Source organism: Bacillus cereus group sp. BfR-BA-01356 (genome assembly GCF_022663635.1).
GTDB classification, from domain to species: domain Bacteria; phylum Bacillota; class Bacilli; order Bacillales; family Bacillaceae_G; genus Bacillus_A; species Bacillus_A cereus.
On sequence record NZ_JAKUFX010000097.1, the window covers coordinates 1 to 22,451 of the forward strand.

The window sequence follows — 22,451 nt, forward strand, 5'->3', positions numbered from 1 at the left end:
GGGTTTATTTGAGATGCTTATTTTTAAGAGTATGCTTTTATTTTAGGAATGTTTTGATCCGATGAGTCGAAAGCTCAGGTTGTGCTCACTCTTAAGTTGATGGGCATGGGTGCAAATTCACTATAAAAAACAAATTATGTCATCGTTGGAAAATATGTTAGACGAAATCTCCCATGAACTAGAGAAATTACAACAAGAAAAGAGCGATTTATTTCTACAGCTGGATTTGTTGGATGATGAATATCATAATCTACCAGATAGCAATGAAATTTTAGAACTATATCAAGCTTCAAACAGGAACGAACAGAGTATAAATGATATTTTTGAGACTAAGTTAGATTCTGTAAGAAAAAGGCTTACTACTCTTCAAAACGAAATGGATACAATGACTAGACGTATTCAGGTAGAAGCAGATTTTACAGAAATTCCATTAACATCTGAAGCATTTTCACAAGTGAGAGATGAAATGCACCGTTATGATCGTCATTTGAATCAAATTAAAATGACTTATACCGAATTAAAAAGTATTCAACAATCGATGGACTCATACAACACACAAAAGCAGTCATTACTAGAGGATGTAGATAATTTATCTGCAGAGATTTTGTCACACGAAAAGGAATTACAGAAAATTGAAGTTCAAATCAGTGTCATAATGGAAGAGATGGAGCATTCGGGGCTACTTGATAATGAAAGGCAAATCCTAGAATATATGAAAGAATTACAGTCCATTCCTGATAAAAAGGACTATCTCAGAAAAAATTTGCTTAAAGAAGAAAGTAAATCATTGCAGTTAAGTGAGAAGATAAGTTTTATGTTAATAGAGCAAGGCGTTAGAGAGGTTATTCGAGATGCATGGGAAAAGTATTTTAGCTCCCTCTTCACGTTAGGTGAAAATGATACTTTGAGAAGAGTAGCTGAGGGGTATTTGGAAATTGCTCGTAATTATCTGGTCGGGAAAGAAGATTTAAGGAGTCTTTGTACACGGTCTGAAAAAGAGTTATTAAATGAATTCTATAAGTCTAGACAAGCAATTGCACAGTATTCTCCAATTCTTGATGAATACGTTAGTAACGTTGAGGATAACCTTGAGATTCCATCAGAGTTAGACGAATTGAACTTAGAGACGGAATGGAACAATCTCATTTCTCTACGTAAGTACAAACTTGTTCTAGACATACAAATTAACGGCATTATCCAACGAAGAGAACCACGTTATGTGCTTTCCGTTCTCAAAGAACGCATGGACTTGCAGCGAGCTAATTTAAGTGAGCGGGATAAGAGAATGTATGAGGAAATTCTATTGGGTTCCATTGGTCGAACAATTAAGCGGAAAATTAGTCAAACGAGAGAATGGGTAAAAGACCTGAATGAAATTATGATGAACATCAATACGGGGGGCGGGCTACAGTTCGGAATTAAGTGGGTACCATTGAAAGCTACAACCGAAGAAGAACTAAATACAAGAGAAATTGTTCGTTTACTCGAAATTGATGCTCCTTTGTTAAAGCCCGAAGATCGTGAAAAGTTAATTGATCATTTCAGAAGTAAAATAGAAACAAGGAAGCTAGAACAAGGTTTAGACCAATATACTGGTTTCGATTTAAAAGAAACATTTAAAGAAATACTTGATTACCGTAATTGGTTTGAATTCCAGCTTATATCAAAGTACGTTAACGAAGAAGAATTCACTCTTGTGGATCAAGATAAGTTTGGAAAGTTCAGTGGCGGTGGAAGAGCATTAGCTTTATACATTCCGATATTAGCAGCAGTTAGTTCTTGTTATGGCGAAGCTCATTATGACTCGCCCCGTATTATTTCAATGGATGAAGTTTGGGCTGGAATTGATAATAAAAATATTAATGAAATGTATAAGTTACTTGAGGAACTTGAGTTTGACTTTATTTCGAACAGTCAATTCGTTTCTGGTTGTTCTCCAGCTTTGAAAGGATTATCGATTTATGAACTAATCAGACCAAAGAACAGTAAAGAAATCAATTTCGGAAGGTATATCTGGAATGGAAAATACAAAGAATATGTGAAAAATAACTCATTAAGCGAAGACTATCCTGGTTCGGCCAATATGTAATGGAGTTGATTTTCATTGTATTCTCAAATTCAAGAAACAGTGAACTATTTTCGTTCAAAAGGTGGCTACGACCGCCTTTTTTATTTGTTTAGAGAAGAAGTTATTCGATACGGAAGAGTAAAAGGTGTTGTAATTTTAAAAAACGCAACAGATCAGGAAAAGGAATGTTTGGATGGGATAATGCCTAACATCAATTTTAAGGATACCGATATTAAAGTACGCTTACTTACTTTTGAGAAAAGATTAAAAGAAAAAACAGTTTATGATAGCGTAAATTTGGACGATTTATTAGAATGTTATTTTTCTCAAAACATCGTTAGTAAAAAAGAAGTTGATGAGCGTAAAAGAAGCAGAAAGGTTCAATTTATTGAAGATGTATCTAAATATACAAGCCACCCTTATTATCAATACTATATAGTCTCAATAAAGAGAAAAGAAAGAGGATATAAACGTTTTATGAATTTGTATGAAGAATCATCTTCTACTTTAAGGAAATATTTATCCCACTTAAGCCAGTCGATACAGCTTTTACCCTTAAGTAAAATGACGCATGTTACTATGTTTGCAGCTAAAATGACAAAAGATCCTCATGCCTATGATGTACAAACCTCATTAGGCGACTTATTTTTTGATATATTGACAATTGCCTATGAGAAGGAAATAACAAATACGCAATTATCATCTAAATTATCTATAGAAGACATCAATGATATATTGAATCATTATAATTTAATTAGAGATGATATTTCTAGTGATGTGATATTCACAGGTCTTTATGCCAAAGATATAAGAGGTTTACCAATAGAATATATTGATTTAGCAACAAAGCATGACACTGTTTTGAAGTTACCTTTATGTGAGCTTATAAAGGTAGAAAAATTCTATCCAATTAAATCATTCAAAGTTGTTTATGCATTTGAAAATCCTATTCTTTACAAGGTTTTTATTGAATCAGTAAAAGAAGAAGTTGGGTGTTATCCTCCTTCTGTGTGTACGAGTGGACATTTTTCTTATGCATTATGGAAGTTCTTCGATAAACTTATCCCATATAACTCTACTGTAATCATTAAGACTAATTTCGATATGGATCCGGAAGGATTAAAAATGAATGATAAGCTATATAGTCGCTATGGAGAGGTGATCCACCCGATTGCTTATTCTAAAGAGTTACATCAAGAGCAACAGTCGGATAAGAAAATTCATCTTAACCGATTAAAGCAATTAGATAATCTTACACATGGTGTTCTAAAGGAAATGGGTGAGTTGTTAAAGGAAGCACCCCAGGCATCGTATCAAGAGAACTTTCTTGAAGCTTGTTTAGAGGATGCTATTAGCCAATTTAAGAGGTGAGTGAGAATTATTTTAAAGAAGAGTAGAAATCATTACTTTAAAAGGAATTTTTAGAATGTGTTTAATGAATATAAGCGATTAGTAGACTCTAAGTGCGACATTATGAAGTTAAATTTTATAATTGGGATAAATAAAAAACAAGGAAAATCTGTGGGGAATGTTGCCGGCATATGCCGGTTTGGTTCAACTAACCAGCAATAGAGAACGAAGAACCCCCCACTGGTGGGGGGTCAATATCTGTATTCATCAAAGATATTTTGAATTGTACGATCTATTTCCATTGATATTTGTTCACTATTTAAAGTGCCTAAGTGTGAAGAAATCTTCTCTTGAATATCTCTTAATCGTGTATACGGTAGAGAAAGTAATTCATTTCCCATGTAGGTTTCGAACTCGTAACCATCTGCTAATCTAACCTTCCATCGATAATCTATTATTCGTGTAGTGAACGGCAGAATTTCGGATAAGGTTAAAGAGAATGCTAAGTCGCCTTCCTCAAAAGTTTTTCCTTCTAAAAAGGTATCTTCTAGTTCTTGAAGTCTCGTGTTTCTGAATAGAGCCATTGTAATTCCTCCTTTTTAAAATTTCCTTTGAATAAGGATATAATTTAATTATAATATATATTAATATAATTATGTAATTGGGGATTTTAGTTTTGATTTGAAATAAAAATGAACAAAATCATTTTAACATGGATTCGATACCAAAAGTAAATACAGGAAAGTATAGTGTTGAAGAATTATCAAGAGAACAATATCTTAAGGTAGCGGCTGAAAATTTTTTAAGTATGCTATGTAACGATTATATTGAAGCAGGCTATTACTCTGGTTCTGAGTTGTATCTTAAATCTAAACTTGAGAAAGAATCAATGATAGTTAAAAGTTGGCTAAATAAGTTTTCTTATGACAACTTAGCTAATTCGGAAATATTAGTTAAAATACTTCAATCCATATCTGATATTGGCTATAAAAGAATAATTTCGGAAGGTTTCATCATGACTATGGATGCTAAATAACTATCAACATATTTAAAAATATATAGTAAAATAAAATTGTGAATACTCCATTTATTGTTATTTAGATAATATAAATATTACAATTACCTTGGCTACTATAGAGGTAATTTTAGAGTATTTGAATTTATAGTAATTGGAATTAAACAGACAAAAAATTGAAATTGTTTAGTATCATAACTTAATATAGCAAACAAATGGAGGTAAATATGGATTTTTTAGATTCAAGATTTAGAGAAAATACAATTCTTATGTATAAAAGCATAGATCCTAATTTGGATTTTGATGTCAATTATAATTTTTATTATGATGAAACGAATAATTGTAGAAAATTAAAAATAAAAAACGGGAGATTAAATACTCACAAAGATAAGGATTTTGTTTTGGGAGGTGTAGTGTTAGAAAAAGACAATATTAAAAATATAGAAGTTTCATTTGACTCTCTAAAGAAAAAATTAAAAGTGCAATCAAATTTAAAACCATTTTTGGAGGAGGAAGTGATTTTTTTTAATGTATTCACAGTAGGAAAATGCATGATTTTACAGGTCGGCTTTTAGTAAATGATATTTATATTCATTTTTCAATGTTGAATCATTTATATTATTCTAGTGTAGATATTATCGATTCATTAGAGGTGGATTTTGAATTAGGTAATTATTTGAAAACATGTTTATACCAAATTGTCTACAAAAATATAGATAATTTTATGGGGATTTTTGATAAATATAAATATCCTAATGTAGGAATTAATCTAAGTCCATCTTTTTATAATGAAATGATTAATTGTATAAATTCTACTAAGGTAATAGATAATATTGATTTACAATGTAAGGAAGATTTGATTAAAATGTTTAATTATGGAAGAGAGAAGGAGCCTCTTTTTTTAGTTAATAATGAGGATAAAGTTCTGATTAAAGAATATTATATGATGTATGCTAGACCTATATTTATGTTTAAAAATGCATTTCATTTTTTTGATGAGGAATTTGACGTACAGAATGAAATTAAAAAGACTGGAATAAAACTAGATCAAGAAGAGATGAAAAATTATAAATTCATTAAGTCAGATGATAGTGATTTTATTCAATTATCAGATATAATGGTGGGGATTTTAGGAGAATTATTTGAGTTTATTAAGCCCATTCCCATTGATAAAATTGAAAATGTTTATACTTCTTTTGATGAGCACCATCAAAAAGGTTTAAACTTATTAAAAGCATTGCTTCATAAATCTTATCAAAAAAACGCTGCTTTTAGAAATATGTCTTGGAACTAAGAGTTGCAATATAAATTCGATAAAATAAAGGATATTAATAACATTCTTTCAACTTAATGAATTGATATATTGTTTTGATGTATTTAATATAAATTTCTTATAAAATTAAGTATCTATATAGTAAGAAACAAGGTGATTTTGATCAATTCTTTGAAATTAATTCTTTTTAAAGTAGTATGAGGATTCTATGAGTGTTTTTTGATGATTTAAAGATTTGAAATATACAGATTAAATAAAAAGTATAAAACTATTGTAATATGGGGGGGTTTGAGTGAATCCTTATCAAAATATGTCTAATGATGAAAGTGGAATTAAAAGTTTAAGTGGTTTTGCATATCAAATACGTGTGTTTGTATATTATATGTCGAAGATGATTGGAAATAATCAACAGATAGAATTTGAAACTTTAGAGGATGTTGTAGTCAATAATACAAAAGTACATGTTTCAATGGATGAAAAATCTGATTCCTTTAGAAGTTTATTAAGAATATCAGATGGGTATTATGCAATTCAAGTAAAAAGAACAAAAATTAATGTTACCACTAAGAAAAAGTTACTATTTAACTGGTTATTGATTGAGTCTAAAAATTCTGATATCAGTAAATACATATTATATACGGAGGATGAGTACGGTAATACAGGAGAGTTATTTGATATTTCTCACCAAGAATTGTACGAAGAAGTTATTAATTCAACAAAGAAATCTAATGCTTTAATTAGTAAAGTTAAATCGGAGTATATAAATGATCCCGAAAGGTTTGAAAAGGCATATAAAAAAGTAGAGGCCAAATACAAGTTTGTTTCAGAACAAAATTTAAATAATAAAATATTAAATGGATTTGCACTTCACTTTAGGAGAAGTGGTATAAGTGATCTTATATTTGCGCTGAGAGTAAAGGAGCTTATTATAAATATCACAGGTGATATAATAGCATCTGTTGACAATAAAAGACCTTATGTATGTACATTTCAACAGATGATGCAAAAAATTGAGGATATAAGCAATCGTATAAAAGAAGAATATTATGAACCAGATTACATGTCTTTTAAAAAAGCTAGAAGTGTTAATTTATCTGATCAATCAATTTTACATTCAAGAGAATATTTGCAGTTGTTGAAATGTAATTTGTCTGAAAAGAGAATCGAAGAACATCTAATCTATCAACAATATTATGAGAGTATTAAATATCGTCTTTTAGAAGATAATAAATTGAATGTTGTTGAAAATATAGAAAATACAACATATGACAATTTTTGTAGTGTAAAAGAAGAATTGGAAGCTGATGATGATGATTCGCCAATAAAAAGGTTAAATGGAACAAAGAAAATGGATAATTCTTATGTCCGAAATAATCAAACAAGATACGGGTCATGTATCTATCTTACAAAAGATGACATAGATGAAGAGATAAAGATCTCTTGGGAGGATGGCCAGTGAAAAAAAATATGTCTGAATTAGAGATTATTATGCTTAGTACCTATTGTGATATAGTTTTAGGAATTTTAAAAACACATAAAAGACTAAGTGTTAACAAAGTTATAACATTTTCTTATCTCATTAAAAAGAATAAATTTATGCGTTCAAATATATATAATGCATCAAATAAGAATGATTTAGTACTAAAATGTTTATCTCAGTTATCAGGATTATTCGATGATTATTGTGAAAATTTAAAATATATCATTGCATCTATTCATTTGTTGGTGAAAAATGGGGAAGTTTTCGAGGATTGGGGAGAATTAATATATAAGAAAACTGATCAAGTTGTTGAGGAAGAGAAATCATTTATTAATCTTGCGATTAAAGAAAGTTATAAATACTCTGATGAACAATTTTTAAAGGAAGTGGTCAGAAATGTTTAAAATAAATCGATTAAGTATGTTTGATAATAATGAAGATATATATACCTATAATTTTGAAAAGGGCATAAATTATTTTAAAGGAACTAATAACTCTGGTAAAACTGAATTTTATAATTTCATCGATTATATGTTTGGTGGAGAGCAAAATATAAAGGATAAAGTTTGGTATAAAGATACATTGAATTATGCTGTATTAGAATTTGAATATAATGAGATTTCCTATATGTTAAAGAGAACGCTTAATAAAGATATTAATTATTTTAGGTATAAGGATGAGAAATGGGGAGAATCTATTATTTTATCACAATATAAGGATAAGATTAATTCTGTTTTTACAATAGATCACTCGACTTTGAATTATATTAGAGAATTTACAGAAGAAAATTTGACATATAGAACTTTTACAATATTTAATTTCCTGGGTGAAAAATCATTGGGGAATCTGAATGATTTTTTTACAAAAAGTAAAGATATCAAGTATTCTACTAAGTTACCGGCTATTTTAAATTATATTTTTAATAATAATTTGGAGAAAATCTTTTTATTAAAAAAAGAGTTGCAAAAACTTCAAACGGAAGCTAGAAACCTTGAGAATTCTATGCAAAAGTGGAATTTTATAAAGGATAACATTAATCTGAATTTGAAGAAATTAAACATCGGTATGGAATATAACGGTAAAAACAAGAATATAATATTAAATGAAATAAATAACATTAAATCTTTAGAAGAAATAAAGAAAAAGAAACCAAAATCTCGCACTATATCTGAACTAGAAGCAATATACAATAATATCAATGAACAAATTAAGATTCATGAAAATACTATTGAAGATAGTAAAAATTTCGAAAAAGAAAATATTAATAGAAAAAAACTTGTACAAAATTTATCTAAATTAGTATCAGATAAAAATGAATATAAATATTTAGTAGATCCGATAACTAGAATGATAAATGATTTAGATAAGCGTATTTCATTTAATAAATATATAATAACTACTCATACGATTAAAGAATTAAAGAATTAAAGAAACAACGAGAAGAAGTTAAAAATGAAATATATGCAAATGAGGCTCGTTTTTCTTCTTTTGATATTTCAGAAAAGGCACGTTCTATTGCAATTATTGAAGAATATTTATATATTGATGTGCAGTATAATGCTCAGCAACTTGAATCTAAGCGAAAACATATAAAAAAGTTAAAAGAAGAAATCAAAAGATTGCAAAATAGTGACAATGATGAAAAAATAAAACAAATATCAGATTTTATTACCAGTTTGTATAAGTCAGCTACAGATGTTTCGGATATAATTAAAAACGATGAAAGTTTAGAAGGGTTTTATATTCAATACTACAAAAAGGGAAATCTATTGCAACCCAAAGTCCTAAGTACTGACACTAAAAATGATAAAAAGCTTGAAAATTATTATGTTGGTAGCATGGCGAGACACACTTTAATTCAATTTTGTGGATATTTAGCTTTTTTGTATATGTTGATTAGAGAAAATAAGTATCCTTTAATCCCAATGTTAGTAATTGACCACATATCCACACCTTTTGATTCAGGAAATAGGAAAGCTATAGGAACGATTTTAGAGAAGTTCTATAAAAAGTTAGATAAAAATGATTTACAAATATTTATTTTTGATGATAAAGATTATGAAGGTTTGTCTATTATTCCTGATCATAGTGAAAACCTTTTAACAAAGGATAAAACAGGCTTTAATCCATTCTATTATGAAGTTTGTGACCCTGGAAACTCGTAATTATTGTTAATTCCGGAAACCCCTTACTAAAAAGTAAGGGGTTTTTATGTTATATAGTTTGACCCTTTAAATTAACAATTTTATCAGATATATAATTTAATTTTTTATAGATAAAGATTATGATGTTTTAGATGATTTTGGGAATTTATTTTATAGACTCATCCTTATGTATAAGGGAGCTTTTGATATATATATATGATTTGATATTATTTAAAGTGAAAAATATCTATATGTTTTTGGTGGAAATTTACTTTTAACTAGTAAGGTTGTGAAAATATTGAGATTAATAAAGGATATGTATTCTTTAACGAATTTATCAACAATGGTAGATAGTGAATATAGTAGAGTACGTCCAGTGATGGTAATACAAAAGAATATAGGAAATCGATTTTCAGCAATAGTAATGGTAGCAGTAATAACAGCACGAATTAGTGAAGCTAAACTGCCAACTCATGTGAAATTGGATGCGAGAAAGTTTAACTTTTAAAGGAATTTAATTGTTCTTCTTGAGCAAATATGTACAATCGATATAAGGTGGTTAAGAATAAATAATTAGTGTTTTAAAGTATACAGTAATAATGAAACAGTTTCCAAGGACTTAAGTATTATCTGGAGAATTGATTCCCTTTTCGGAAGGAATTACTGAATCAGCTGAAAAAAGTTACATGTATATTATTAGTAATGAACTTGATATATTCGAAGATGATTACTGTGCAATTATCGATGATGTAGGTTGGAATAAGATGGAGCATTTGGAAAACGAACTACATAATGATATAGAGAAGAATATAAATGATATGAGAATAAAACAAGATGATTTTAAAAGATTGTTACAGTGAAGGGATATTTTACAGGATATCTGTTTCAATGTGTTCATTGTAGTGAAACCTATTATATGTTGATATGTCATAAATGTTGATGATATGAATATATTAGTCCTTCTCTCTAAATTGATTTTTGTGGAGAGGGAAAAAATACTATCTATTACTGATAAGGCCACCTCAAGAAAATAAAAACTAATCCTTCTTTTTCTAAGGTAGAACCTAGTATTAGTGAATTATATGAAATGAAATTTGACCTAAATTTCTCCTATGTTCGAAAATAAGAGGTATCCCAAAATAATAAAGTTTGTAAACCCAAATACCTTAATAGTATAATGCTCATAAAAAATAAACAAACATGAATTATGTGATGTATTGTCAATAATAATCTGTTTAATTCATTTTTGTATTATAATATTATGTATATATGATATTTATGGAAGAGGTGAGAGTTTGTTCGGTTTAAAAAATATGAATCCAATATTTTATATAATAATTATGGTTTTAGCAATATGCATGATTATTATAAGTTTTTTTGCAGATCAGAGTATACTTAATTGGTTCTATAGAATATTTTGGAGTGTGATTTTTATAACGAATTTAGTAATTTATATAGGTATAAAACGAAAGGGAAAGAGTAAAATAAATAAATTTTAAAAAGACTGATTAGAAAAAAGAAAAACCAAAGGACTAACAATGCCTACTAGAAAACTGTTGTGTAGAAATATTTTGTTTAAAATTATTAGAATATAGGAGAAGAGAAAATGAATTATGTGTTAGGTTGTCTATTCTTTATATCATTAGCTGTAGTTTTTGTTTTTTATTTTAAACTGAAGCAGCAGTCACTAGAAAAAGAAAAATTAGAGTTAGAGAAAAAGAAAATTGGTGAAAATTATCTAGAAGAAATAGCTGCAACTATAGCTAATTATGAACAACAAAAGGAAAATATAAAGAAAGAGATACAGAATGAGGAAAGAGAAAAATATAATGAACTTAAGATAAGTGTCAATACAGAAATTAAAAAATACGCAAATCAATTACATGCACAATACAATATAGAAAAAAAAGAAATAGAAGAAAAACATTACAATGAAATAAAAATATTAAATAAATTATATACCGATTTAAAAGTATCAACAAGAAATAGAGGTGAAGTAAAAACACAAGAAATTCTATGTGATATAAAAAAAGAATTTGTTCAAAAAGGATTAGTACTAGATAATGAAATGCATATTATGCCTAATATATTCATACCAAATACACATAATCTCTATGGTAATAAGAATGGGAATAGTCAAATTGATCATTTAGTATTATTAACTACAGGGATTTACGTAATTGAAACAAAATATTGGAAGGGGAAAATTATTCATGGACTTTCAAAAGAGAATAGTGGTATATATTCATTTATGATAGATGAAATAGGGAAATATCAAAAGCGGAAGGTAAAAGAAGAAACTTTTGTATTTGTAACGGAATCATCTTCAGAAGAGGACACACCAATAATAAAAATTAAAAATTATGGGAATCCGGCACATCAAGCTAAAAGCGCAGCAATTTCTTTCTATTATTACTTTAAAGAAGGAATCAAGAGAGATTTAAAGGGTTTAGTTAATCCCATTGTATACTTTGGGTATGAAACTAATGAGAATATGAATGAAGTAATAGATATATCAAATGAGGATTTACCTAGGTTAACTAATAAAGACCAACTTATTGAGCATTTTAAGAATGAGTTGGAGAATAAAACTAAGTTGTATACATCATCCCATTTATATGAAATAAAGAAAGTGATTGAAAAAATAAATTATTTGAACGGTTAAAAAGGAGATTGAAATTTCGCTTTAATTCAGACAAATAAGATTGAAGTTTTTAATTATTGCTGTATAGTTTTTAAATTAATATATATAAGAAATTTTATACCAGCCGATGAAATTAATATAAATAAATAAATAAATAAATAAATAAATAAATAAAAAGCGTAGCATTAGCAGGCGCTTTTTGTTTATTTTGTGCCCAGCTGCTGCTGGTGAAAATAGAGCTAAGTCGCCTTGTTAATTGGTAGAGAAATCCTAAGATTGAAGTCCTTTCAAAATTAAAAATCTCTAGGATGGTAACAGATGATAATAGTTGAAAGTGCTTGGACGGAAAGAAATCTAAAGTTAGATTTTATATTTGATAGGAAATTTGAGCAATTCTTTTTCTTGAAGTCTATTACACCAAAGAGGTATTTAAACTCTCATAAAAGTATATATTTAACCTCTGTAAGAAAACCATTAAATGGGTATCAAAAAGGGAAATATTTCTTGTTTTTTATTGGCATAGTAGTAATTCTATTAGCGTAGTTAAGAAAATACCTGTGATGTAGATCATCTTACATCGCTCTCTGTGCAATATTTATCAACGGCAGATATGAAATTAAATTGTGCATGGAATTTAGTATTAACTTGTCAAGAATGAAATAGGAGAGAACACAATGGTAAGTTTGCAAGAGTACCGCATGAATCTTTGGTGGAGCGACTAAATCAACAGAATGAATATCTAATTGAAAAAACATCCTCTTAAAGGGGTAATTAACATAAATGAGGAAATAATTGTAATTTAAGAGCGGGATTTTTAAAAATAAATTTTAATTATGCATCTGTTATTAAAGGTTCTTGTTAAATGGCTTAACAATATTACGATATTAGATTTTAAAATATAAAAATAAATTAACTTATAAATATTAAGTGGAAATTAAATTTTTCTTCAAGCTATATTAAGTTTAGATGTAAAGTAGGAAGGAGAGAATAAAAAATGGTTGCATAGTAAATGCCTTTATTAAAGCTCTTTAGAACTAGATTAGTAGGCTTAAATAATCAATTATCGTACTAGTAATGATATGATTAAAGTTTCTTCTACTGGACAATTAACAACTTATTTTTCCACAACAGCAAAAGTATATGTATATGGAAATGGCGTTTTAGATCATACAATCACAGTAATTGTTGGAAAAGGTTATAGTTAGTTGATATATTCTATATTTCTTAACAGATAACTAGTAATTTGGATAAGTATTCTATGAGAAAACATTTTGTTCATAGATCATTCAAATCATCAGTTGTTAGTTAATATTAAATCTAATTAAGAAATAATAGACACGAAACTTATTAACTTTTATTTTTTATTTGAAGGAAAACGTATTTGAAGTAAGCATAAGGAATTAAATGAAGTTGAAGTGTAAAAGCCCCTTACGATAGGGGCTTTTTATTATATGTTTAGGTTTATTCGTGACATAAAGGTCCTATTAATTTTATAGTTAAAAAATAGAAATGGCGAATTAATTATAGTATAAGCCCTGTTAATATATATTACAGAAATGGTGAAGTAAATTTGATTCTATTATCACTTATACTATTATATTTACAATAAAATGAAATTATGTTTGTGAAAGATAACTACATAATGTATATTTAAATTATAATTTTAAAATATAGTGAATTTATAAGAAATTTAGTGTGTGAGGGGTTTGATATGAGTAGTGAAAATAAAAATGCAAAACTACAGAAGTTTGAAGAGCTTGGGGAGAAACGTATGAACGAAGCAATCAAGAAAATTCGATTGCTTGGTAATTTAGCAAATAGGAATAATTATGATTATACAGATGATCATGTAAAGGCAATAATATCAACATTGGAATCAGAGATTCAGTTGCTCAAAAATAAATTTCGTAAAGAAGAAAATACTGAAATTAAATTTAGATTTCGTTCAAAAAAATAAGAGAGGTGTAATATATGTCAGCAAACAAAACACAAAATGATATTCAATTCTCTAAAATTAGCAATATAGAGGAATGTAATTTTCATCCGGTTCTACAGCGTTTTTATGGGATGGGAGTACGCGGTTTAGTACGTGAAAATATACAAAATGCGCGCGACGGGAAATTAAAAGGGAGTGCAGAACCTGTCATTGTTGACATTCAAACAGGCGTGATTGATAAAAGTGATATACCAGGAATTCAAGAGATTGAAGAGCACGTTTTAAGTTTGGTCGGTCAAAATGAATATACACAAGAAATAATTGAACATATGAAAAAAAGTTTAAATTTAGAAGAAGTAAGCTATATCTCATTTGAAGATAAAAACACACGTGGTTTATCAGGTGCACGTAATGGTCAAAGTAATTCTTCACAAGATACATTTGGTGTTTATGCATATAGTAAAGGTTTTCATGCTACTGAAAGTGATAAAGAGTTAGAAACTGCTCGAGGAGGTTCCCATGGTATTGGAAAAATTGCATCAAACAGCGCGTCTGATTTGCATTTAATGTATTTTGCAAATTGTGATGAGTATGGAGATAAGCATATTGGTGGAACAATCCAATTAGTAGAGCATGAATATGGTGGGAATTTTTATCGGGCAACTGGTTATTTTTCAGATGTAAAGGATCTAGAAAAGGGTCGTACAAAATATGTACCATTTGAAAATACATATCATCAAATTTTTCAAAAAGATACTCGAGGCTTAAAAATTGTAATTCCTTATTTCCGGGAGGAGTTTAATGATGAAGTGGAAATTATTAAAACAGTTTGTGATAGCTTTGCAGTTGCGGTTTTAAAGGGTGAATTAGTAGTAAACGTAAATGGAGAAGTATTGAGTAAAGATACATTAGAGTCTTATGTAAAAGATCCGATGTACTATCCGACAGAAATAGCAAAAATGAAAAAAGAGTTTACCCCGCTTTATGTAGATACTTATTTGTATTCAGAGCCACAACAAATAGTAGTAAACAACGGTGAACGTGACTTTAATTTCAAATTATACTTTACATACAATGAAGAGATTCCAAAAGGGCGCACAGCTATATTTCGTACCATTGGGATGAAAATTGAGGATTTTAAAGTTGGTGGATATGCGACCAAGCCTTTTAATGCGGTATTAATTGGTGAATTAGAGGAAGATGCGTATTTAAAATCGTTAGAAGATGAATCACATACTACAATTATGAATCCGAAAATTAAAGACCCAAAATTAAAAGCAAATGCGCGTAAATTTATTAAGGACTTATCAAAGAAAATAGCAGAAATTGTTGATAAAAAAATGCGTGATAATAATTTACCAGATGGTGAAATGGATACGGCAGATGTTCTTTACACAATTGAAACGCAATTCAAAAAAGAATTAGAAAAATCACTTGGCACCGTTGTGATAAGTGAGGGAAAACAAGTGATGAAATCAAATGTTAATGGAACATCTATTAAAAAAACAAGGAAAAAGACTGGAGATGATGAGACAGAAGAAAGAAAAAAACGTAAAAAAAGAGGTAGGAAAACTAGAAATGATCTTATACGGAAGAAAGTAAAAAAAGATGTCTCAGATGAGATGGGAGATTCAAAAGAAATATTTAGTATAAATCCTAGTCTGGTTCAACGTGTCATTTTGCAGAATCGAGAAATAATACGTATTGATTTTACCGATCAAGTTGTTTTGAAAAATATAACAATTTGTGATATCTCATTCCGAGTAATTGATGGGATGGGTGAGGAGCATCATGTTATGTTTTCAGAAAACTATCATTCTATTACAGATGTACATACAAACCGGGAACATCCGTTAAATACTTATACTTTAAAAGAAATAGCAATCCAAAACGGTATTGTGCAATTAAGTGTTCACTTAAAGTCTAATTATAATCGTGCCTTAAAATTTATTTATTATGTGGAGGTTTAATATCAGATGATATATAAGAAAGATGCTAATTTTCCGTATCCCATATTAACAAATTCATCGATGAGCTATGCAAGTAGTGAATTTAATTTAGATATTGATTTAGAAGAAAATACGGATACTTATCGCTTCAAAATAAAATCAAGTATTTCATCTCCTTTTCTTTCTGCTTTAGTTGAAAGTGGAGAGGCGGTATTAATTTTGATAGTACAATCAAAGGATAATAAATTCTTTGTACTAGATAAGGGCCAAAACTACGTAGAAATTCAAAAGTCGCGTATCTCTTTAAGTAAAAAACGGACTTCAATTCAATTACATTTACAGGCAAAAGAAAATATTACATTTCAAGAGAATTATGATTTAGACCAGTTTTACACAACATTTAAAGATGAAATTATTGTAACCAAAGGTTCACTTTTAGGTTTTTCAAATATTGTACTGTTTGAGGAATGTCGCGCAAATCCTTTAGTCTTATTTGAGAAGAAGCTGGATAAACATTTACCTTCAGACATTAAAATTGAATTAGGACCAGAAACTATTATTATTCATTACCGTCATGAAGATTTACAGTTTGTAACATTGCCAAGAAATCAATCATTAAATAATACATATGTATATATGGGACTACGTGCAGCTTTACAACAATTTATTCAAAGGTATGCAGAAGGTGAAGATTCAGTAGAGCTCTTTAATTGTGAACCTGTAACTACACTTGATTTTAAGTTATATCAATTGATGACAAAAAAATGGTGGAAGAATTAAGTTTTGACAATATTGATGAAGTTATTTATAAAATATCAGATCGCATTATTGAGAAATTTGCCTCAGCAGTGAAAGGGTTGGCTGTCAATGGAAACTAAAGTACGATTGTTAAAACGAGGGTACCGTAGAAGCGAAGCATTTTATAAGGATTTTATAGAAAATAAAATTATGAAAAATGAAGAGTATTTTAAAGATGAAATAATTACATTGCCAAGCAATATACCCTTTCCAATATATATCGCAAAGGGAAGTGATGTAGAGCGTAGAATGGAATTTTTAAAAGCATTTCGTATTTTGGCGGATCACTATATTATGTCTAACCGTGACTTGCATTTAGATGAAACTGTATGGCATTCATACTTTATTACACATCACCGTGACTATTTAATTAATAAGTACCCAACTATTATGGAAAGTCAAAATCAATTTGAAAATATTGTAACAAAGGCGTTTGACTGGGAAAACTATATTTACAAGTGTGTATTAGCAACAGAGTATGTAGAAGATTATGCGAATACGATGGAAGAAAAAGAATATTATTATCACCTAATTATTGATAATTTGGATTTGTATAACTATATAATAAAATATGAGATTTTTCGTAATAAGGAATTTCTATTAAAAGTGCTAAAGATTATAGATGAATTAGAGATTGCAGCAATTATGAAAGCAAAAATTAAAGGTCGCCCTGATTTAGGAAAAGATGAACGATATGGTCGACGCGTAATCTTTGAACTAAACAAAAGTTATCCAGTTGTGATGGCTCCAATGTTAGATAAAGAAGCACTAAAAAAAGAAATGCTTCAAGCATTAAGTAAGTATTACGATGGAGCAGCCTTGGCTAATGTAGAAATAAAAGTTTGAAAAGAGATATAGTAGTATTTAATTGAGGCTTTCTATTGATAGTATTAAATTAATTGAAGTAAGTATATATTGAAGCGTTATTCTTGGAGGGTACTAAAAGAATTAATTGGAATAGAAAAAATTTAAGTGTATAACTGAATCAATGGGATTAATTTTCGAAGACATTTCGCTCCAAGTACTGCTGATTTTTTATCAGGCATTATTCAAAAATAGTTCGAAAGAATGAATTTATTTCTTTGAAATGTAGTGAGAAAAAATGGTTGAGTAAGTTTCTCCAAAGGCATTTAACCTAAGTCTATTTAAGTTGATTAAATTATTTATACAAACCAAAATAGATCTAGTAGCAATATTTAAAAGGTAAAAACCATCTACTAAAGTGATAAACTAAACAACATAAATTATAAATATAACTGGTTCTGAATTCGTTAAAAATTCCAAGTTATAAAATGTTGCTTTCAAGATTGTAGATGATGGTGGAAACATAGTAATAGGATATTCACATGATTGTATGAGTGTAGTTAAAGGATCAGTAGATTTAGCAGCAGTATTGTCCCTTGATTACTTTTTTATTTCGCTATTTAAGAAAATCATGATTAATTGGAAATTGGAATTACTCGAGGATGTATTGTATTTTTAATGAAGCAATTATGAATCTTCTTTAGGGTAGAGTAATTTATTCAAAGTTTGAACCAACGTTGTATCTTTTGAAATTTAGATAATTTTTGAACCTGTTATAGATGGGCCGTTTAAGAAACGGTCTTTTTTAGTTTGGTTCTCATTTTGCAAAGGTATTAAAAATAATTTTAGAACTTTAAAATTGAAAAAGAACATATGTTTCTTTATAATTATATTAAAATTAAATTTTGTGAAATAAATGGAAAAGTCTTGATTAACCCTTTGGAAAAGCTGACAATAAAAAGAAGAAAAAGAATATAAAGGGTGAATGCTAGTGTCAATAAATATAACTTTTAAAAACTCTGATAAAAATGATGTGAAGTTTTGGAGATCTGTTGGGGTTTCAATTGATTTAATTAATGAATTGTCTACATCTGACATAGGAATTAGATTTAAAAGCATGCTTAATAATGTGACCATTAATGAATTATCAGAATTAGCAACGCTTTTAAATGTTGACTTAAAAGATGTTAATAAGAAAGAACAGGCTGAGTGCTTTAATGAAGTACCAATTAATTCTCAAAAGGAGATAATTTTATTAAGGGAATTCTTGAATCGAAAGAAAAGAACAGTTATTAGATATTACAATTATGTATCAACAAATTCAGACTATGAAACTATCTTTAAACATTCTCAAGTATGTCAGTTATATCAGTTGTTTAATAATGATCATATTCATATTATTCAAATTTACACTTGGCATAATTGGAATAGTAAAGGAACAGGAATTCAATTTTCATTGAGTAAAAAGGTGAGTTTTGATAAGGCATATAAAATTCCAACAGAGTATGCAACAGATTTTGTTGATGATATGTATACCTATTCAAATCGGGAGAATAAATATAAGGTATTTTCATTTGGAAAGCATGAGAAAGAAAAACTTGTTGTAATGTTATACAGACAGATAAATGATGCATCAAGACCAGATTTTGATGAACCATTTAGAAATAAAGAAGTGGTTTCAATTATGTTTCAAATTGATGTCACAGCAGGCCTTTTAGAAATTAGATCAAAATTTCAAAAAGAAAAAGAAGGAATTAAGAAATATATAGAAAAAACATTTGATACTTCACTAATTGAAATTAAGCCTGAGGTATTTAATCAGTATCAGCCAGAGAAAGTTATAAGTGCTGTTTTAGAAGGAACGCCACCTGAAAATAAAGAGGTATTGGATTTTATGGTTAATAAGGTTGTGTTCAGAAGTAGTCCGTTGATTAACTCACCAAGTTTAACATTTGAGTTGAAAAACGGAGATGTTTTACCCTCAATTAAAGATGCATATACACGAGAGTGTATTGACTTGGAAAGTATTAAAGATATAGAGAGTATATCATTTAAAACTTCTAAAGTAAGTAGAACTATAAGATCCACAGTATTAGAAGATGGAAATATAATATTTTCTTTAGATGATAGTGGAATTGAACAAGAAACAAAAAATGACATAGAAGAAAAGTTTTTGTTTAAATTCGGAATCCCGTTAAATAAATTAGTATCAAATTCGAAATTTACGGTTGGAAAAGCTGATTTAACTGATTATTTGATGACTATTTCATTAAAGAAAGCTTTTACAGATATAGAGCAGGAAATTTTCGGTAGATTGATACAGGATAAAATTATTTTTGAGGGATCTGAAATCATTATTTCTTGTGAAAATTCGAACTGTGATTATACAGAAAGTATTTCGAGTGAATTAAAAGAATGCCCAAGTTGTGGGAATCCTAAATTAAGAAAAGATGGGTATAGTTCAGTTAATATTTCAATAAAATCTGTACAGGGTTTTGTTAAAGAACTAATTAAATCTTTTTGTAACACAACTGATTGGAAATTAAGTAAGGATACTGAGAAAACGTATTATAAAAGTAAGTATAAGTTCATTAACTTAGATAATAGACAAACAAATGAATCGCTACAGATTCTTATTCATCAAGGGGCTATTCAAAACAGAGTGCTTGAAAAAATTAACCGTTCACTAACACCCACAGTTATAGTGTTTGTAGGAATGCTTGAAAAGAATATAGAAAAATATGATAATAATTGTATATTCCCTATTAACTTCGGTAGAGTGTATAACATGGAAAATCCAGAAGAATTCTTTGAAAAGATATATGAGTCAATAGAACATCGAGCTAAGTCTTATTTATCAAGTGTTGCAGCTAAATCGTTGGAAATACTTGAGAATTTACCAAAGCCAGAATTAATTGGGAAAAGTTATTCCCCTTCTGATTTTGAAGATGATGTATTTAATATTTTAAAAGATCTATTCCCAAATGCTGATAAGTGGGGGAATAAGATGTCAGGAAAAGAAGTACCTGAGGGAATTTTTGCTTTATCGTACACAGTTACGGAAGGTGGAGAAGACAAACAGCATCAATATGTATTTTCTTATGATTGTAAATTAAATAAGAATACTAACGGATATGATTTATCTAAAGGTGAGCAACGTAAAGCTTTTGATTATGTTGAAATGTTAAATCAGATTAGACATATTACGAAATTCAGTAATAAGAAGCAGTTGAGTGCCCATATATTTATTTCCAATAATTTTGATACTAATAATTATGAAACTATGGCTCGCCATTTTTATAGCAAGCTGCCTAGCGGTTATGATACAAGGCCTATTTTCTTACCTATCGAAGTGTTAACATTTTTACACTCTGAATATAGGAAAAATCATCAAAAACTATATAATGCTAGAAACATTTTTATGGAAAATTTGCATAAAATATTGATAACAGACAAATTAGTGGTTGAAAAGGATGATATAGAAGAGCTCATGGAAGAAGCATTGGATGAAAAACTTGCTGATTACTCAGTAATGGATACTGTTAAGGTAAGAAAGAATGTAATAAAGAAATTAAAAAAATAAAAAAGAGGGGATGAATAATGAATTATGAAATAAAATCATCCGCTATAGACGATTATGAAAAAATATTTATTAAAAATATTGAGCAAACAATTAAAAGGATGGTAAATGATAGTTTCTTTTTGAAACAGGATTACTGTGAATTAAGTATTTCTTTTTATGAAGATTTCTTAGTCACAATAAGGATTGAAGATGGATATATAACTGAGTTAAAAAAGAATAGTTATGAATGCTTTATTCCAGATTCATTCTTAGAGAACCTATCTAGTATTGAAACGCTACCTCCAAGATTAAATCGATATAAAAATTTAGGATTTGTTCGATTTAGAGATGAAATTAAAGATTCGTTAAAGCTTGGAAAAATAATAACTAATAATAACGATGTGTTTTGGAAAGATTACAATATTATATTAAAAATAGATCAAAATATAATCCTTACGGATATAGTAAATTAAAATATAAACCAAGACCAGAAGCTAGTAGCGCTTTAGCTTTACTCCATTAGTGATGTACACCTCAATTGTTTGATATCAACAATTGAGGTGTACTTTTTTATGGTTAAATTTACACCAGAGGAAAAAGTAAAGGTGGTAAGAAGGTATTTTAAGGGTAGTGATGGAGTAAAAAGAATAAAGGTTCATCGGAACATACTCCAACCCATGGATTAAACTATATAAAGTGGTGAGTGAAAAAAGTTGGTATTGTTCGGAGTACATACTATTATTGGATTAAACAAATGAATTGTCTAGACAAATATGAGGAAATGAAAGAACTGATAAAAGAGATCTTTTATGGACATCATGATAGATATAGCTATCGTAATATTATATTGGAAATACAAAATTTAAGATGAATATTGAGAGTATATATTTTAATAATTTAAATATAAAAAATTTAATTATAACGTAGTTCAGATACCCACTATTGAAGTCCTATTTAACAATGATTATATTATTTTCTAGTTGAAAAACTAAAATTGATAATAATAATGGATGCTATATTTACTAATCATTAAAAAAGAGCATTGGATTATAAGGGAAATTATATATATAATTAAACTAATAGTTGAATGAAAATATATGAATAATCTTTGGAATTACACTATATTTTTAATATTTCTGATAGCATAGTTTAAAATAGAAGAGATGAGGAATGAGAGTTGTTAGAGGATTTAATACTTACTGAAAATGCGTATTATTATAGAAAGCTTAAAAATATATCAAAGACTAAAATTGAGAGTATTTTTAAAGAGGTATCCAGAAAAAAAGAAGGGAATTATGTATTAAAGAATGTTAAGAATGTAAATGTCAAGATAAACATGTACATTTTCGCTTGTTTAAGCATGTACAAAATCAATCATTTTCTTTGCTAAAATGATCTTTAATTCGATAGGATTGTCCTACAATACTG

The 22,451-nt window shown here is 28.4% G+C and carries 21 protein-coding genes and 1 pseudogene; 21 read left to right on the plus strand and 1 reads right to left on the minus strand.

Annotation, left to right across the window (positions count from 1 at the left end):
* Positions 1-136 precede the first annotated feature (136 nt).
* Positions 137-2,089, plus strand: coding sequence for an SbcC/MukB-like Walker B domain-containing protein (locus tag MR168_RS24355; protein WP_242291557.1), 1,953 nt, complete (start codon positions 137-139; stop codon positions 2,087-2,089).
* A 15-nt stretch (positions 2,090-2,104) separates the two neighbouring features.
* Complete coding sequence (locus tag MR168_RS24360) at positions 2,105-3,439, plus strand: TIGR02679 domain-containing protein (RefSeq protein WP_153579064.1); 1,335 nt, start codon at positions 2,105-2,107, stop codon at positions 3,437-3,439.
* Between the two features lie 230 nt (positions 3,440-3,669).
* Here MR168_RS24360 and MR168_RS24365 read toward each other — a convergent pair whose 3' ends face one another.
* Entirely contained in the window at positions 3,670-4,002 is a 333-nt protein-coding gene (locus MR168_RS24365) for a hypothetical protein (RefSeq protein WP_074790053.1), read from the minus strand.
* Between the two features lie 128 nt (positions 4,003-4,130).
* On the opposite strand from MR168_RS24365, the gene MR168_RS24370 reads away from it, so the two are divergent.
* From MR168_RS24370 to MR168_RS24450, 19 genes and pseudogenes are all read left to right on the plus strand, one after another.
* A complete protein-coding gene (locus tag MR168_RS24370) occupies positions 4,131-4,454 on the plus strand; it encodes a hypothetical protein (protein WP_153579066.1) in 324 nt (107 codons plus the stop codon).
* A 206-nt stretch (positions 4,455-4,660) separates the two neighbouring features.
* Positions 4,661-5,008, plus strand: a complete 348-nt coding sequence (locus MR168_RS24375; RefSeq protein WP_228497292.1) for a hypothetical protein — start codon at positions 4,661-4,663, stop codon at positions 5,006-5,008.
* Positions 4,981-5,727: a DUF3800 domain-containing protein gene (locus MR168_RS24380; RefSeq protein ID WP_228497294.1), complete on the plus strand. Its 747-nt coding sequence runs from the start codon at positions 4,981-4,983 to the stop codon at positions 5,725-5,727. Before MR168_RS24375 ends, MR168_RS24380 begins: the two co-directional genes overlap by 28 nt.
* Before the next feature lie 271 nt (positions 5,728-5,998).
* Complete coding sequence (locus tag MR168_RS24385; protein WP_194810840.1) at positions 5,999-7,165, plus strand: hypothetical protein; 1,167 nt, start codon at positions 5,999-6,001, stop codon at positions 7,163-7,165.
* The gene (locus MR168_RS24390) at positions 7,162-7,590 is read left to right on the plus strand and encodes a hypothetical protein (protein ID WP_153579067.1); all 429 of its coding nucleotides are present in this window, start codon (positions 7,162-7,164) and stop codon (positions 7,588-7,590) included. Before MR168_RS24385 ends, MR168_RS24390 begins: the two co-directional genes overlap by 4 nt.
* 16 nt (positions 7,591-7,606) lie before the next feature.
* Entirely contained in the window at positions 7,607-8,614 is a 1,008-nt protein-coding gene (locus MR168_RS24395) for a hypothetical protein (RefSeq protein WP_242291558.1), read from the plus strand.
* Positions 8,615-8,733: 119 nt separating this feature from the next.
* Positions 8,734-9,351 carry a hypothetical protein gene (locus tag MR168_RS24400; protein ID WP_242291559.1) on the plus strand — a complete coding sequence of 206 codons (618 nt, stop codon included), beginning with the start codon at positions 8,734-8,736 and terminating at the stop codon, positions 9,349-9,351.
* A 277-nt stretch (positions 9,352-9,628) separates the two neighbouring features.
* Complete coding sequence (locus MR168_RS24405; RefSeq protein ID WP_228497296.1) at positions 9,629-9,838, plus strand: type II toxin-antitoxin system PemK/MazF family toxin; 210 nt, start codon at positions 9,629-9,631, stop codon at positions 9,836-9,838.
* A gap of 130 nt (positions 9,839-9,968) precedes the next feature.
* Complete coding sequence (locus tag MR168_RS24410) at positions 9,969-10,190, plus strand: CbrC family protein (RefSeq protein ID WP_153579069.1); 222 nt, start codon at positions 9,969-9,971, stop codon at positions 10,188-10,190.
* Positions 10,191-10,936: 746 nt separating this feature from the next.
* Positions 10,937-11,995: a nuclease-related domain-containing protein gene (locus MR168_RS24415; RefSeq protein WP_153579070.1), complete on the plus strand. Its 1,059-nt coding sequence runs from the start codon at positions 10,937-10,939 to the stop codon at positions 11,993-11,995.
* A gap of 1,058 nt (positions 11,996-13,053) precedes the next feature.
* Positions 13,054-13,179 carry a hypothetical protein gene (locus MR168_RS33430; protein WP_258116087.1) on the plus strand — a complete coding sequence of 42 codons (126 nt, stop codon included), beginning with the start codon at positions 13,054-13,056 and terminating at the stop codon, positions 13,177-13,179.
* 506 nt (positions 13,180-13,685) lie between these two features.
* The gene (locus tag MR168_RS24420) at positions 13,686-13,931 is read left to right on the plus strand and encodes a hypothetical protein (RefSeq protein ID WP_153579071.1); all 246 of its coding nucleotides are present in this window, start codon (positions 13,686-13,688) and stop codon (positions 13,929-13,931) included.
* Positions 13,932-13,945: 14 nt separating this feature from the next.
* The gene (locus MR168_RS24425) at positions 13,946-15,880 is read left to right on the plus strand and encodes a hypothetical protein (protein WP_153579072.1); all 1,935 of its coding nucleotides are present in this window, start codon (positions 13,946-13,948) and stop codon (positions 15,878-15,880) included.
* A 6-nt stretch (positions 15,881-15,886) separates the two neighbouring features.
* A complete protein-coding gene (locus MR168_RS24430) occupies positions 15,887-16,639 on the plus strand; it encodes a hypothetical protein (RefSeq protein ID WP_228497299.1) in 753 nt (250 codons plus the stop codon).
* Positions 16,640-16,726: 87 nt separating this feature from the next.
* Positions 16,727-17,503, plus strand: coding sequence for a hypothetical protein (locus MR168_RS24435; protein WP_153579073.1), 777 nt, complete (start codon positions 16,727-16,729; stop codon positions 17,501-17,503).
* A 508-nt stretch (positions 17,504-18,011) separates the two neighbouring features.
* Positions 18,012-18,140 (plus strand): hypothetical protein, encoded by a 129-nt coding sequence (locus tag MR168_RS33435; RefSeq protein ID WP_258116086.1) that lies wholly within the window; start codon positions 18,012-18,014, stop codon positions 18,138-18,140.
* A 306-nt stretch (positions 18,141-18,446) separates the two neighbouring features.
* Positions 18,447-21,044 (plus strand): hypothetical protein, encoded by a 2,598-nt coding sequence (locus tag MR168_RS24440; protein WP_153579074.1) that lies wholly within the window; start codon positions 18,447-18,449, stop codon positions 21,042-21,044.
* 17 nt (positions 21,045-21,061) lie between these two features.
* On the plus strand, positions 21,062-21,496 hold the full coding sequence (locus tag MR168_RS24445; protein WP_153579075.1) for a hypothetical protein: 435 nt from the start codon (positions 21,062-21,064) through the stop codon (positions 21,494-21,496).
* 248 nt (positions 21,497-21,744) lie between these two features.
* A pseudogene (locus MR168_RS24450) lies at positions 21,745-21,885 on the plus strand (IS3 family transposase); the annotation flags it as partial.
* Positions 21,886-22,451: the final 566 nt, after the last annotated feature.

Excerpts from the sequence above, each read along its gene's own strand:
- MR168_RS24355 (WP_242291557.1), top strand. The coding sequence starts at position 137 with ATGTCATCGTTGGAAAATATGTTAGACGAAATCTCCCATGAACTAGAG.
- MR168_RS24365 (WP_074790053.1), bottom strand. The coding sequence starts at position 4,002 with ATGGCTCTATTCAGAAACACGAGACTTCAAGAACTAGAAGATACCTTT.
- MR168_RS24370 (WP_153579066.1), top strand. The coding sequence starts at position 4,131 with ATGGATTCGATACCAAAAGTAAATACAGGAAAGTATAGTGTTGAAGAA.
- MR168_RS24375 (WP_228497292.1), top strand. The coding sequence starts at position 4,661 with ATGGATTTTTTAGATTCAAGATTTAGAGAAAATACAATTCTTATGTAT.
- MR168_RS24380 (WP_228497294.1), top strand. The coding sequence starts at position 4,981 with ATGCATGATTTTACAGGTCGGCTTTTAGTAAATGATATTTATATTCAT.
- MR168_RS24395 (WP_242291558.1), top strand. The coding sequence starts at position 7,607 with ATGTTTGATAATAATGAAGATATATATACCTATAATTTTGAAAAGGGC.
- MR168_RS24415 (WP_153579070.1), top strand. The coding sequence starts at position 10,937 with ATGAATTATGTGTTAGGTTGTCTATTCTTTATATCATTAGCTGTAGTT.
- MR168_RS33430 (WP_258116087.1), top strand. The coding sequence starts at position 13,054 with ATGATTAAAGTTTCTTCTACTGGACAATTAACAACTTATTTTTCCACA.
- MR168_RS24420 (WP_153579071.1), top strand. The coding sequence starts at position 13,686 with ATGAGTAGTGAAAATAAAAATGCAAAACTACAGAAGTTTGAAGAGCTT.
- MR168_RS24425 (WP_153579072.1), top strand. The coding sequence starts at position 13,946 with ATGTCAGCAAACAAAACACAAAATGATATTCAATTCTCTAAAATTAGC.
- MR168_RS24430 (WP_228497299.1), top strand. The coding sequence starts at position 15,887 with ATGATATATAAGAAAGATGCTAATTTTCCGTATCCCATATTAACAAAT.
- MR168_RS24435 (WP_153579073.1), top strand. The coding sequence starts at position 16,727 with ATGGAAACTAAAGTACGATTGTTAAAACGAGGGTACCGTAGAAGCGAA.
- MR168_RS33435 (WP_258116086.1), top strand. The coding sequence starts at position 18,012 with ATGAGTGTAGTTAAAGGATCAGTAGATTTAGCAGCAGTATTGTCCCTT.
- MR168_RS24440 (WP_153579074.1), top strand. The coding sequence starts at position 18,447 with ATGCTAGTGTCAATAAATATAACTTTTAAAAACTCTGATAAAAATGAT.
- MR168_RS24445 (WP_153579075.1), top strand. The coding sequence starts at position 21,062 with ATGAATTATGAAATAAAATCATCCGCTATAGACGATTATGAAAAAATA.